This window comes from Lysinibacillus pakistanensis (assembly GCF_030123245.1).
Taxonomy (GTDB): Bacteria; Bacillota; Bacilli; order Bacillales_A; family Planococcaceae; genus Lysinibacillus; species Lysinibacillus pakistanensis.
Map to the genome: position 1 here is coordinate 2153649 of NZ_CP126101.1, position 12511 is coordinate 2166159.

The 12511-nt window shown below is 37.0% G+C and carries 15 protein-coding genes; 10 read left to right on the plus strand and 5 right to left on the minus strand.

Going from position 1 to position 12511, the window contains the following annotated elements; translation table 11 throughout:
* The first annotated feature begins 19 nt into the window (after window positions 1–19).
* The gene (locus QNH24_RS10295; RefSeq protein WP_283871997.1) at window positions 20–970 is read left to right on the plus strand and encodes an LCP family protein; all 951 of its coding nucleotides are present in this window, start codon (window positions 20–22) and stop codon (window positions 968–970) included.
* 139 nt (window positions 971–1109) lie between these two features.
* Here the strand turns inward: QNH24_RS10295 and nhaC are convergent, their stop codons facing one another.
* Together nhaC and QNH24_RS10305 are read right to left on the minus strand one after the other, a co-directional pair.
* Window positions 1110–2492 (minus strand): Na+/H+ antiporter NhaC, encoded by a 1383-nt coding sequence (nhaC, locus tag QNH24_RS10300; protein WP_283871998.1) that lies wholly within the window; start codon window positions 2490–2492, stop codon window positions 1110–1112.
* 150 nt (window positions 2493–2642) lie between these two features.
* Complete coding sequence (locus tag QNH24_RS10305; protein WP_283871999.1) at window positions 2643–3407, minus strand: sulfite exporter TauE/SafE family protein; 765 nt, start codon at window positions 3405–3407, stop codon at window positions 2643–2645.
* Between the two features lie 387 nt (window positions 3408–3794).
* Here QNH24_RS10305 and QNH24_RS10310 point away from each other — a divergent pair, with 387 nt between their 5' ends.
* The 7 genes from QNH24_RS10310 (at window position 3795) to QNH24_RS10340 (ending at window position 9427) form a co-directional block, all read left to right on the plus strand.
* Window positions 3795–4415 carry a DUF47 domain-containing protein gene (locus QNH24_RS10310; RefSeq protein ID WP_283872000.1) on the plus strand — a complete coding sequence of 207 codons (621 nt, stop codon included), beginning with the start codon at window positions 3795–3797 and terminating at the stop codon, window positions 4413–4415.
* 15 nt (window positions 4416–4430) lie between these two features.
* Window positions 4431–5447 carry an inorganic phosphate transporter gene (locus QNH24_RS10315; protein WP_283872001.1) on the plus strand — a complete coding sequence of 339 codons (1017 nt, stop codon included), beginning with the start codon at window positions 4431–4433 and terminating at the stop codon, window positions 5445–5447.
* Between the two features lie 244 nt (window positions 5448–5691).
* Window positions 5692–6390, plus strand: coding sequence for a response regulator transcription factor (locus tag QNH24_RS10320; RefSeq protein WP_283872002.1), 699 nt, complete (start codon window positions 5692–5694; stop codon window positions 6388–6390).
* The gene (locus QNH24_RS10325; protein ID WP_283872004.1) at window positions 6387–7832 is read left to right on the plus strand and encodes a HAMP domain-containing sensor histidine kinase; all 1446 of its coding nucleotides are present in this window, start codon (window positions 6387–6389) and stop codon (window positions 7830–7832) included. The genes QNH24_RS10320 and QNH24_RS10325 overlap by 4 nt, the downstream gene beginning before the upstream one ends.
* Before the next feature lie 2 nt (window positions 7833–7834).
* A complete protein-coding gene (locus QNH24_RS10330; RefSeq protein WP_283934532.1) occupies window positions 7835–8899 on the plus strand; it encodes a LolA family protein in 1065 nt (354 codons plus the stop codon).
* Window positions 8900–8909: 10 nt separating this feature from the next.
* Window positions 8910–9131 (plus strand): hypothetical protein, encoded by a 222-nt coding sequence (locus QNH24_RS10335; RefSeq protein WP_283872008.1) that lies wholly within the window; start codon window positions 8910–8912, stop codon window positions 9129–9131.
* A gap of 80 nt (window positions 9132–9211) precedes the next feature.
* The gene (locus tag QNH24_RS10340) at window positions 9212–9427 is read left to right on the plus strand and encodes a hypothetical protein (protein ID WP_283872010.1); all 216 of its coding nucleotides are present in this window, start codon (window positions 9212–9214) and stop codon (window positions 9425–9427) included.
* Here QNH24_RS10340 and QNH24_RS10345 read toward each other — a convergent pair.
* From QNH24_RS10345 to QNH24_RS10355, 3 genes are read right to left on the minus strand one after another with little or no spacing between them, the layout of a single operon-like run.
* Complete coding sequence (locus QNH24_RS10345) at window positions 9401–9736, minus strand: YrdB family protein (RefSeq protein WP_283872012.1); 336 nt, start codon at window positions 9734–9736, stop codon at window positions 9401–9403. The genes QNH24_RS10340 and QNH24_RS10345 overlap by 27 nt on opposite strands.
* Before the next feature lie 51 nt (window positions 9737–9787).
* Window positions 9788–10114: a DUF4260 family protein gene (locus tag QNH24_RS10350; RefSeq protein WP_283872014.1), complete on the minus strand. Its 327-nt coding sequence runs from the start codon at window positions 10112–10114 to the stop codon at window positions 9788–9790.
* Window positions 10101–10541 (minus strand): MerR family transcriptional regulator, encoded by a 441-nt coding sequence (locus tag QNH24_RS10355; RefSeq protein WP_283872016.1) that lies wholly within the window; start codon window positions 10539–10541, stop codon window positions 10101–10103. The genes QNH24_RS10350 and QNH24_RS10355 overlap by 14 nt, the downstream gene beginning before the upstream one ends.
* A gap of 114 nt (window positions 10542–10655) precedes the next feature.
* Between QNH24_RS10355 and QNH24_RS10360 the strand changes: the two genes are divergently transcribed.
* Window positions 10656–11162 (plus strand): sigma-70 family RNA polymerase sigma factor, encoded by a 507-nt coding sequence (locus QNH24_RS10360; RefSeq protein WP_283872017.1) that lies wholly within the window; start codon window positions 10656–10658, stop codon window positions 11160–11162.
* Complete coding sequence (locus tag QNH24_RS10365; RefSeq protein WP_283872018.1) at window positions 11155–12360, plus strand: DUF3221 domain-containing protein; 1206 nt, start codon at window positions 11155–11157, stop codon at window positions 12358–12360. Before QNH24_RS10360 ends, QNH24_RS10365 begins: the two co-directional genes overlap by 8 nt.
* Window positions 12361–12511 lie beyond the last annotated feature (151 nt).

The window sequence follows — 12511 nt, forward strand, 5'->3', positions numbered from 1 at the left end:
AATGATAGGTGGATTTGTTATGAGAAGAAGTAAAAAGAGACGTAAATGGCCAAGAAATTTATTCTTAGCATTCACATTAGTAATCGCAGCAGGGATTGTATATTGGGTTTACCAATACAATAGTGGATTAGCAATGGCAGACAATGGTCCTTATAAATATGACGGAAAGACATTTGACCCATTCGAAGGTGCAGATGTGCAAGTTGGTCAGATAAATGTGCTACTAATTGGAAGCGATGCAAGAGATGAGGATGGTAGATCGGATACATTAATGATTGCACACTATGATCAAACAACCAATAATGTTAAGCTTATTTCTATTATGCGGGATACGTATGTCGAAATTCCAGATTACGGAATGAATAAAATAAATGCTGCCTTTGCTTTTGGAGGTCCTGAACTTGTAAGAAAAACAATTAAGCAAAATTTTGATCTTGATGTTAATTACTACGCTGTAGTGGATTTTAAGGGGTTCCCTAAGATTATTGATCTTTTAGCACCTGATGGGATTGAGGTTGATATTCCCTATGAAATGTCTCATGGAATTGGCATGACATTAAAGCCTGGAGAACAAATTTTACATGGTAATGAGCTTTTAGGCTATGTACGATTCCGCCACGATCGTCTAAGTGATTTTGGACGGGTGGAACGTCAGCAAGAAGTCTTGACTAAGGTAAAAGAACAAATCGGTGTTTCAAGCTTAATGAATTTACCAAAAATACTTGGCGTTGTAGATTCCTACATCGATACAAATGTTGATAATAAAACAATTCTTACAATTGGAAAAGGGATCGTAAATGGAGAATCTAAAGGTTTGGACACTTTACGCATTCCTATTGCAGGCTCTTTTGAAGATAAGCGTGTAAATGTAGGTGAAGTTTTAGATATTGATGTAGATAAAAACAAAGGTGCATTAAAAGAATTTTTATCATCAGCGGACAATGATACGACTTATGTGGTTTCATCTTAAGAGAATCGCTTGAACACAGAATTTCAACTTTTAAACTGTTTATAGAACAATACCTATAAACAGATTCTAGATGATTCAAATTAACATTATAACAAGGAATGAATTTAAAGGTAGCTGATATTTGCATCAGCTACCTATCTTATTTTTCAAGCTTTGTTAATGTTTTTCCACTCCAACCAAATATGATGGTTAAAATAGGACCTAGTAAACAGAAGAAGGTGAAGGGGAGATAAGTTACTGTAGATATATCAAGGACACTAGCAATAAATATACCACAAACACTCCAAGGGACGAGTGGATTGACAACTGTACCTGCATCCTCCATTACACGGGAAAGGTTTTTGGGTGCTAGCCCGACCTTTGCAAACTGTGCTTTAAATGCCTCACCTGTCAATAAGATGGAAAGGTACTGTTCACCGATTAGTGTATTGATACCTACTCCTGTAATGGCAGCACCTGTGATCACGGAACCAGCGCTTCTAAAGATGCTCTCAACCTTTGCTAGAATACTTTGAATAATACCTAACGTGAATAATAGCCCGCCCATTGTTAATGCTAGTAACACTAAGGCAATAGTTGATAGCATACTGCTCATACCACCTCGTGTCAGCAATGCGTCTACTTCTTTATTACCAGTTTGAGAGACATAGCCTTCAAATAGCATTTTGAATATAGTAGAAAGAGCAATTGGTTCTTGTATGTAGGAAAGACCTACACCAAGAATCGAAACGACTGCAAGCGTAATTAGTGCAGGCGCCTTATAAAAAGTCATTATTATAAGTACAGCAATTGGCAATAATGTATACCAATGAATAAGTCCTGTTCCAAGTAATCCTTGCTTAAATTGCTCTACTGTATCAAATGATGCATCTGTACCTGATGGGGATAAAATAGCATATAAAATTATGGATATAATGAAAGCAGGAATCGTTGTCCAGCCCATATTTTTAATATGCTCGAAAAGGTCCACGCCAACTGTACCAGAGGCAAGATTAGTTGTATCTGATAGGGGAGACATTTTATCACCAAAGAAAGCCCCTGAAACAATTGCACCAGCTGTTATGGCTAAGGAGATGTCCATTGCACCAGCAATACCCATAAAAGCAACGCCGACTGTGGCAACGGTTGTTAATGAGCTTCCGACAGATATGCCGACAATGCTACAAATTAAAAAGACTATAGCAAAGAAAAAGCTAGGTGAAACGGTTAAAAAGCCATAATAGATAAGTGTAGGAATAGTGCCGCCCATCATCCAGCTTGAAATTAAAATACCGATAAAGAAGAAGATAAAAACAGCTCCTAGCCCTGCACTTGCACCCGCAATCATCCCACCTTCAAGCTCGCGAAAAGGAACTTTTTTAAGTAATCCATAGGCAATTAAAAGTGAAATAACCAAAAATATAGGGATATGAGGAGTTGCTTTTAAATACCCAATACTAAATGCCATCATAGCGATAATGAAAAGTATGATGAAGCCTGCCTCAATAAATCGAGGGTTACTCTTCGCTTCAATTCGAAACATGCTAATCCTCCTAGTAATTACTTCTTCGCTTCAATGCGGTGAAGCCCAAAAGAATTATAGCACGCTAATTATTTTTGTCAATTGACGGAAAATTGCTATATAAAATAGAATGATAATTTTTACCTCTAATACAACTTTAATGGTATCACTTTATTGAATAAAATAATCCCAAGCATTTTTAAGAATTAATGTACATGTCATGATAATGAAAATGATACGCATCATTTTTGTCCCGCGTTTCAGTGCAAATTTTGAACCTAAGATGGCCCCAAAAATCATGACAAACCCAACAGGTAGTCCGTATAAAAAATTAACTTCTCCTAACAGTAAAAACATAATAAGTGCTGCTAAATTTGACGTGAAATTAAACGCTTTTGCATTGCCCGCAGCCTGTAAGAAATCATTTCCCATCATTAATAAAATAAAAATAAAAAACGAACCAGTTCCAGGTCCAAAGAAACCATCATAAAAGCCAATGACAGCAAAAGCACCGATGAAAGTGATTTTTTTAGTGGCTGTTAATATTCTTTCCTCAGGCTGCTGTCCCCAATCTTTTTTGAAAACTGTATAAGTGGTCACAAGGACGAGCATAACAATCATTAAGGGCTTTAAAATGGTAGGAGATACAAGATGGACCGTATAGGCTCCAATTAAAGAGCCGATGAAGATGAAAGGGATGATCTGTCCGATTTTTTTGAAGTCTACCTTGCCAGCTCGTAGAAAAGTTAACATGCTTGTGCCATTGCTGATTGTATTGGCAAGTTTGTTTGTGGCGATAGCAGTACTGGGTGGCAGTCCAACAGCCATAAACGCAGGCAAGGAAATTAATCCTCCCCCACCAACAATCGCATTTAAAAAGGATGCGATAAAGCCAAGAACTAATAATATGGCAAGTGACAGTAAATCGATGTCCATATGTATGATTCACATCCTTTTTATATTGTATTTATAAGAGTACTGTGAATTATTTGAAATAACAATGAAATTTCAAAATTCTATGTAAATAATGTTTACAATTCCTTAACAATTGACTGCTCAGAAAAATAGAAAGAAAAAAAGTTTTTTCAAGTATTTTTCTAAAAATAAAAGAAAAAACGGTAATATTTAAAGAAAAAACGGGTATTTTTATTATTCAATTTCCAACGTTTTCAACTTGGAAAAGAGCTTGAAATGAATTGTGGCAATTTTAATATTACATTTTTGTAAATTCAACTCGTTTATGTTTAAAAATCTGTAGAATTGTGTAAAAGTTTTGTTATGATGATTGCAGAAATCGACAATTTATTCAACAGGAGGAACATCATGTTCAACTCAAACAAGCAAGATCCATTTTTTAAGGCATTATTGAATATCTCGAAAAATGTCAATGAAGGTATTTACTTTGCACATAATGCACGTATTCAAGATATAGATGCACTAAAAGAAATAGCAGATACAATGAAGCGATATGAAACAAGTGGCGATAAATTAATTCACGAGCTAATTGTGATGCTAAATAAATCATTTATGACACCCATTGAACGTGAAGACATTTTAGCACTGGCTAATAAATTAGATGATGTAATAGATGGCATGGAAGGCTGTATTGCTCATTTTAATATGTATAATTTAACAGAAGTGACAGAGCCGATGCGTCAATTCCTCACTTATATTGCAAAAAGTACAGATGAAATGGTACAAGCGATGGAGCTATTAAATAGTAAGAAGCTTGTTGAAATGCGTAAACATGCTATTCAAATTAAGGACTATGAGCGTGAATGTGATGAAATCTTCCGTTCTTCCATGAAGCAATTATTTATTCAAGAAAAAGACCCAATGCGTATAATCGTGTTTAAAGATATTTATGAGCAATTTGAAGATATAGCAGATAGCTGTCAAACAGTAGCAAACACAATTGAGACAATAATTATGCGTAACGCGTAAGATGGAGTGTACGAAATGGATACGATATTACTAATAACAATATTAGTCGTTATATTCGCACTTGTGTTCGATTTTATTAACGGCTTCCATGATACAGCCAACGCGATTGCAACTTCTGTATCAACAAGGGCTTTAAAGCCGCGGACAGCAGTATATATGGCTGCGGTGATGAACTTCGTTGGAGCAATTACTTTTGTTGGGGTTGCCAAAGCACTCACAAAAGATATTGTGGACCCGTTTAGCTTAAATGCCTATGATGGTGATATTACTGGCTCTGTTGTGATTTTAGCAGCCTTATTATCTGCCATTACATGGAATTTGCTAACATGGTATTTTGGCATTCCATCGAGTTCGTCTCATACATTAATTGGATCTGTTGCAGGAGCAGCGATTGCCGCAGCGGGATTTGATGTTTTGAACTATGCAGGCTTTATTAAAATTATTCAAGCACTTATTTTTTCACCATTGCTAGCGTTTGCAGCAGGTTTCCTGATGATGTCATTGTTAAAAGTACTCTTTAAGGATATGAATCTATATCGTACGAATAAAGGTTTTCGAACAATGCAAATTGGTACTGCCGCTCTACAATCTTTTACACATGGTACAAATGATGCACAAAAGGCGATGGGTATTATTACGCTCGCTTTAATAGCTGGTGGCTTGCATCAGGGCGATGATATTCCTTTTTGGGTACGTTTCGCGGCGGCATGTGCAATGGGTCTTGGTACTTCTGTAGGTGGTTATAAAATCATCAAAACAGTTGGTGGAAAGATTATGAAAATTCGTCCAGTGAATGGTGTAGCAGCAGATTTAGCTTCTGCATCGATTATCTTTGGGGCGACATTAATTCATTTACCAGTATCAACAACACATGTGATTTCTTCATCTATCATGGGAGTTGGAACAGCACATCGTGTAAAGGGTGTAAAATGGGGCATGGCACGTAAAATCGTGACAACATGGGTCATCACAATGCCAATTTCTGCGGTGATGGCTGGAGCTATTTACTTTATCTTAAGTTTATTTTTCTAATAAGGATGAGAGAATGCACAATTTGGGTGCATTCTTTTTTTGTTTGGATTGGATGGATAGAACCATTAAAGTGACGGATAGAATCTTCAAACTGATGGATAGAGAGATGAAACTGACGGATTGAAAGCTAAAGTATTGTACCCTTGTGGAAACCTGATAATCGATTTATGGTAATTATAAAGAAAGTATAAAGTTTAAAAAGTTAAGCCATTTACATAGTAAGGTTATTACAGGAGGAAAACAGATGAGAGAAAAGCTATTACTAATTGAGGATGATACGGCGATTGGTCGTATTGTAAAGGATACGCTTGAGCAGGAGGGCTATCAAATTACTTGGGCAACTACAGGGCTTGAGGGAATTGCTGATTTTCAAAGTGATTCATTCGATTTAGTGCTCGTTGACTGGATGTTACCTGAAATGGATGGGCTTACGGTGTGCCAAAATATTCGCTGGGAAAGCGAAGTACCTATTTTAATGATGAGTGCGCGTAACGAAGAGGCAGATAAGGTGGAAGGCTTGCAGGGAGCTGATGATTATATTGCAAAGCCCTTTAGCTTAGAAGAATTAAAAGCACGGGTTGCCTCACATCTACGTCGCTGGAAACGTTATAACAAACAAGAAGCGATGGGGGATATAAATACCTTTTCCCATGGTTTAAAAATTGATTGGCAAACAGAAACAGCGTGTCTCCATAATGAGGAACTGACATTGACACAAAAGGAGTTTGCCCTGCTCAAACTGCTTGCCAAAAATCCAGGTCAAACCTTTTCAAAGGAGGAACTTTATCAGCATATTTGGCAACAAGCGAGTGTGGATGAGACGCATACTGTGACGGTCCATGTTAAGGCATTGCGTGAAAAGCTTAAAGATTCAGTAAAAACGCCTCATTATATTCAAACAGTATGGGGTAAGGGGTATCGCTTTATTGGTGAACCATTATGAAAATTAAAACTTGGCTACTCATTACTTTCTTCCTCGTAATGATTTTACCAGTAACAGGTGCATATAGCCTTTATGTGTGGATTAACGGCTATTATCATGATAAAAACTTTACTGAGTATATTGAAAAGTGGACAGAGTTGAATCATATTAAATCTGTGCTCAATAACACGAAGTACTATAAAAAAGATGCTGATATGAAAGATGTAGAAGCATTAACAAATGATCAGCTTGCGATAACACTTTACTCAAAAACAGGCATTGTTTTGTATTCCTCAAATCCAATAACTTCGGGATTTGCTGCAAAAGAACAAATATTTAAAAATTTATACGAATTAAACCAAAAGTATAACGCCTTTACGTATAAAGAACCTGTTTATCAAAAAGGAGAACTGCTCGGTATTTATGAAATTCATTTAGTAAGAACGGACTGGGTACAAGGCGTACAGAATCGCTCTTGGTTTGTCCTAGCTGGCTCAATTCTACTGTTTCTTCTAATATATGTGGTAGCTATGTTGCTACTGCATCAAAAATTAAATCGCCCGCTAAAAGAACTAATGAGACAAATGCGTGCCTTTGCTAAGGGAGAGCAGGTGACATCAGACCTAGGAATTAGAAAAGATGAAATCGGTGAACTTGCGCTAGCCTTTCTTGCGATGCAGAACGAAATTGAACGGGCACGCACGCACTTAAAAACTGAACAACAACAGAAGGAGCTTATGATAGCTAGCATTTCACATGATTTAAAAACACCACTTACCTCCATTCAGGCATATGCAGAGTCTTTGCAAAATAAAACCCTATCAGAAAAGCAGCAGTTTGAATATCGAGAGGTTATTTTAACAAAGGCTGACATGATGAAGCATATGTTGGAGGATTTGATGATGTACACATTACTTCAATCTTCAAGCTATGATTTAGAACTAGTGACGGTTGATGGTGCAGAGTTTTTTGAGATGGTCTTGTCAGATTACGAACCACTTTGTGAGGATCAAGGCTTTACGCTTGATGTTCATTGTCAAGTAGATGGTCAATATGCTGTGCATCCTAAGCAGCTTCAGCGGGTAATCGATAATTTAATGAGTAATGCGTGGCGCTATGGGAAAGTAGGTACCACAATAGGTTTAGCAGCCGTAAATGCTGGGAAATGCCCTACATGGTGTTTTGATTTTGTAAAAACTGCCCTAACAAAGCTGGAAGGGTGCTATGTGATAGTACAAAATAGCGGACAAGGGATTAATAAAGAGGAGATTGAGAAATTATTCGAGCCAATGTACCAGGCAGATACAGCACGAACAAAGGCAGGAGAACGTGGTACAGGGCTTGGCTTAAATATTGCGAAACAAATCATAGAAAAGCACGGTGGAACAATTAAGCTTGTATCGAAAGAAGGCTTTGGAACAGCTGTACTGTGCTGGATTCCACCATTTAAAGGAGAGAATTGATGATGAATTGGAAAAAAACTTTACGTGCAGCAGGTTTAGTTGCCGCACTAACATTTAGCTTAGTAGGTTGTAATACGGAGGCATCGTATTCACCACAGGAAATTATTGATCAAGCGTTACAGGAAACGAAAGAACCACTTACTTATTACGGCGAATTCACAATGGACATGGGCGAAGCTGGTGGAACAGCTCATGTCAAGGAATGGTCTAAGGATGGTAAACGACGTATTGATATGACAACTGAAAATGGAGAACATGTCATTTCTGTCAATAACGGTTCTGAAATTATGATGTATGATGTTGTTGAAAAAACAGCACAGAAGATGAAATATAAAGAGGGTGACTTGGATGGTCTACAATCACCGAGAGATCAGGCGGAATTGTTATTTAATATGGTGAAGGATACACATGATGTGAAGATTGACGGCGAAGAGAAAATTGCAGGTAGAGATACGTACAAAGTGGTAGCAAAAGTAAAAAAGGAAGATACACTTACTGGTGACATGGAAGTATGGATTGATAAAAAAACATGGCTAACATTAAAAACCGTAACGAATAGTGCAGGAAGTAAATTGACTGTGGAGTATACCAAAATTGATGTTAATGCGAAAATCGATGACACGCAATTTACAGTGGATGTTCCAGACGATGTTGAAATAGAAGAAATAACGACACAGGAACCTGAGGCAGTAACACTAGATGTGGTGAAAGAGCAGCTTGGTGAATTTCTAATGATCCCAGAAGAAAATGGTATTGCATTAACGACAATTCAGGATATGAAGGTGGAGGAACGTCCAGAGTTTTCATTTGATTATCAGAAAGATGAACAGCCTGCTTTCTCAGTTTCAGTGTTTAAAATGACCGAAAGTTATACGGAGTTTGGTGGCCCTCAAGATGAAAAACCGATTGAGGTGCGTGAGCAGCAAGGTACCTACATGGAGTTAGGCGAATTTTTAACGATTAGCTGGCAGGAAAATGGCTACCAATACAATATCATTAGAGAAAATCCAGAGCTGTCAAAAGAAGACTTAGTCGCATATGCCAATCAAATGACCATCAATAAATGAGGTGAAAGGTATGAAGCGGAATGAGTGTATAAAATGTCTCGCATTGTTTTTATTTAGCACAGTTTTTTTATATGGTGTAGGTGAAACATATGATGTGGCATGGCTGCAATTTCATTTCTTTGGTGACTTCAATGAGGAGGGGTTTTATTTCAGCTTTAGCTCTCTCCTGCCTGTATTGGGCGGCATATTAATTGTAGCCTTATATGAAACGCTGTTTAAGCGATTTATTTAATAGATTTTGAAAATCCATTCTGTTATAGAGTGGATTTTTATTTTAATGTAATAGGTAAAAATCGCTTGGGAGGATTGTGAATGACGCTGGAAATCGACTATTTATCGATCTACAATCCTGTCAACTTTTTATCAATTTTAATGCAAGTGCAACATATGGTTATCCATACAATAGTATCACTAAAGGAATTTTATCATGCTAATCTTAAAAAGGTTTACATGTACTATCAAAAAGACAAAAAATCCACGTTTTTAAAAGTGGATTTTTTATTATGCTCGTTGATTAAAAAAAGTTAATAAAATCTGATTAATGATAATTAGTATAGCAAAAATCGAAGCTAATTGCTTTCGTCCCGCTGCATACAAAGCAATTACAGCTAAAGAGAACATTACAAATTCCAGCATAAAATGGAAGGTCCCATTTAAAGGCATCGTTGCTTTTGGTGAGCCGAAAAGTGCCCAGATAAAAGCGAATATCATAGGTACACCGATGCCAAGGCATATTTTTAAAAACCAGCCTTTACCTGTTTGCATACCCCAATACCCAAGCGCGATTAACAGACAAATTTCTAATAAAAAGCGAAGAGCTAAATTTAACAGCAGCATGTGCGGACCTCCACGGGTTTATTTTAAGCTATTTGCTGTAAATGTGTTTTCTTAAAGGGCTTCATCATATTTTAAGCCGTAGCCAAGCGCACGATCTAAAAAGATATGGGCTAGCCAAATAATCGATGCCATTAGAGGGAGTGTAGACATCGTGCCAAAGCCAATCATCATTAGAATAGCTGGCAATATTAAGCTATGACCTATATTGTAAAATAAAGCCCCAACTTTAGTGTTGACAGTATAGCCGAGCATACTAAGATCAGGCAGCAATAAAAATAAGAAAAAATAGAATAATGAAAAGTCAAACTGCCAATAGAAAAATAGACTGATTAAAAATGCTAGTAAATATTCAAGAGAAATGATTTTACGTAGTTTCATAATGACCATGACCTTCCTGTAATTTTTTATACATATCTTCGATGAGCGAGGCGATTACTACTTGATTTTCTGCATACTTCCCATCAGCCATCAAGGTCTTCGTTAGCTGTAAGGATTGGAGTGCCTGCTGATAAAACAATAATTGCTGTTCAATATGAGCGATTTTTGTAGAGAATAACTGTACGGTTTCTTGATTGCAGGATTCAGAAACAGGCTTTTGATCAAGCATGAGTAATTGCTTGATTTCTTGTAATGTAAAGCCAAGCTGTCTTAATACTAAGATTAATTTAATCGTATTTTCACAAGTGTCATCATACACACGATAGCCATTGTCTAGTTTATGTGGATACAGTAGCCCTTCCTTCTCGTAGTAGCGCACTGTATCGGTTGTTAATTGATATTTCTCAGCAAATTGTTTAATTTTCATCTAACTACCTCCTGAATTTATCCTAACATTGGAGTGCACTCCAAGGTCAAGAAAAATATTGATAAGAAAGTGAAACGGTCATTTATTGGCAGTCGTTTATAGTGTAAGGGGGAGGTGAACGGCATACTTGAAAAAATAATCGATGAACATGCAGAGCATTTACTTCGTCTCGCCTATTTCTACGTGAAAAATAGGCACGTTGCAGAGGACATTGTACAGGAGACCTTTATCAAATTTTCACAGCACGACTATGAGGAGCGTGGGCAGCTTAGAGCATATTTATCCACATTAACCATCAATAAAAGTAAGGATTATTTAAAAAGCTGGCATTATAAAAAACTAATTTTTCAAGAAAAGATTCTTCCAGTGCAGGCAAAAAAACAGCGCGATGAGCTGATTGAAGCGGAGGAAAGATCACATATAGGGGCAGCTATCTTAAAACTACCGTTATCCTATAGAGAGCCCATCATCCTGTACTATTATGAAGAAATGAAAATTGCTGAAATAGCACAGGTTCTAGGGATTGTAGAAAATACTGTGAAAACAAGGCTGAAAAGGGCAAGGGAAGCCCTGAAGCCTCATTTAAAGCAGGAAGAATGGGAGGTGCTTGGACATGAATGAATGGCAAAAGGAATTAGTAAAGGTAGCCGGTGAAATGTCAACGAGTAAGGAGCGTATCAAAAAACGTATCCTGCGACAGCAGCCTACCAAACAAAAAAAGCCCATTCGTTTCGCACTATTAACTATAGTTGTGACTTTATGCTTAGCAGGATTTGTGTCGGTGCAGTTATTAAATAAGGATACGAAGCAAGCAACTCAGATGTTTAACGAGAAGCAGTTTGAGCACTTTGAACATGTTGTGTATTTGATGTGGCCAGAACAAGGTGAGGAATTTTCTAAGAGGGAGGCCTATCAAAAATATGAGCAGCTAGTTGCCTATTATTATTTTGCGAAATCATTAGGCATAACATCTACTAAAGAAGAGTTAGAGACAGAAAAAAAGGCACGCTATGACGAGCTTGTCATGCTACAAGACTCACCTCAATATATGGAGCTTTTTCAGGGGCTGGGGCTAAAACAATATTTTAGGACTTATATCGAGCCCATGATACCGTTTTATGCAGCGAGAAAAGAGCTGAACGCATTTTATGAAAAAAAATATCCAACCTTAGCTAGAACAGCAGATCAAATCGCTGCAAGGGACGCCCTTCGTTATTTTCAAACCCATTTTGCTGAACAATCAATAGCGTTTCAGAAAAAAATGGGCATCGTCAATCGTACACACTCACAAGGCTCCATTTACGTAGGAACAGTCATTAAAATAGAGGATAATGCTTTTTTATTTGTGGAGGGTGCCATTCCTGAGGATCTGACAAAGCTGTCTGAGGAACAAATTATGAAAAAATATAATAATGCAACATGGTATCCAAACTTGGATGATTCCCCTGTCAAGGTAGGAGATTACATTTCATTAGAATCATCAGGAAGTATGTCATATGAAGAAAATGGTGTAGAGGTTACAAATGGCTTTTTAAACAGTATTGAATGGATTGAGCCTACTGTAACGAAGAAGCTTACTATTCAAAATGAACAGGAAATTATTCAATTTTTCCAGCAAACAGATTGGCAGACACCAGATAATTATAAAAAGATGAACCAACCTCCAGCGTATTCTTTTATGCTAGAGGGAGTAAGAGTTGATGTTTGGTTCAGCTATGGCCAAACACTTTATCTCCAAAAAGTGGAATCTGGTACTATCCATCTTAATCAAAAAAGATCGGAGCAATTAAAGGCAATTTTAGGCTTACAGGAATCGTAGCAAGTCTCTAAAAAAAGAGGCTTGTTTTTTCATTGGCAGAAAATTAAAGTTTTGTGTACGGATATCATTATTAGGCTCAAAGGATTTTATTTAGGTTAAAAAATTTTTAGGAGGATATATTCAGTTTGATTTTTATTTGGGTTAAATTACT

Bases quoted from the DNA above. Each gene is read 5' to 3' on its own strand.
- QNH24_RS10295 (WP_283871997.1), top strand. From the start codon at position 20: ATGAGAAGAAGTAAAAAGAGACGTAAATGGCCAAGAAATTTATTCTTA.
- nhaC (WP_283871998.1), bottom strand. From the start codon at position 2,492: ATGTTTCGAATTGAAGCGAAGAGTAACCCTCGATTTATTGAGGCAGGC.
- QNH24_RS10305 (WP_283871999.1), bottom strand. From the start codon at position 3,407: ATGGACATCGATTTACTGTCACTTGCCATATTATTAGTTCTTGGCTTT.
- QNH24_RS10310 (WP_283872000.1), top strand. From the start codon at position 3,795: ATGTTCAACTCAAACAAGCAAGATCCATTTTTTAAGGCATTATTGAAT.
- QNH24_RS10315 (WP_283872001.1), top strand. From the start codon at position 4,431: ATGGATACGATATTACTAATAACAATATTAGTCGTTATATTCGCACTT.
- QNH24_RS10320 (WP_283872002.1), top strand. From the start codon at position 5,692: ATGAGAGAAAAGCTATTACTAATTGAGGATGATACGGCGATTGGTCGT.
- QNH24_RS10325 (WP_283872004.1), top strand. From the start codon at position 6,387: ATGAAAATTAAAACTTGGCTACTCATTACTTTCTTCCTCGTAATGATT.
- QNH24_RS10330 (WP_283934532.1), top strand. From the start codon at position 7,835: ATGAATTGGAAAAAAACTTTACGTGCAGCAGGTTTAGTTGCCGCACTA.
- QNH24_RS10335 (WP_283872008.1), top strand. From the start codon at position 8,910: ATGAAGCGGAATGAGTGTATAAAATGTCTCGCATTGTTTTTATTTAGC.
- QNH24_RS10340 (WP_283872010.1), top strand. From the start codon at position 9,212: ATGACGCTGGAAATCGACTATTTATCGATCTACAATCCTGTCAACTTT.
- QNH24_RS10345 (WP_283872012.1), bottom strand. From the start codon at position 9,736: ATGCTGCTGTTAAATTTAGCTCTTCGCTTTTTATTAGAAATTTGTCTG.
- QNH24_RS10350 (WP_283872014.1), bottom strand. From the start codon at position 10,114: ATGAAACTACGTAAAATCATTTCTCTTGAATATTTACTAGCATTTTTA.
- QNH24_RS10355 (WP_283872016.1), bottom strand. From the start codon at position 10,541: ATGAAAATTAAACAATTTGCTGAGAAATATCAATTAACAACCGATACA.
- QNH24_RS10365 (WP_283872018.1), top strand. From the start codon at position 11,155: ATGAATGAATGGCAAAAGGAATTAGTAAAGGTAGCCGGTGAAATGTCA.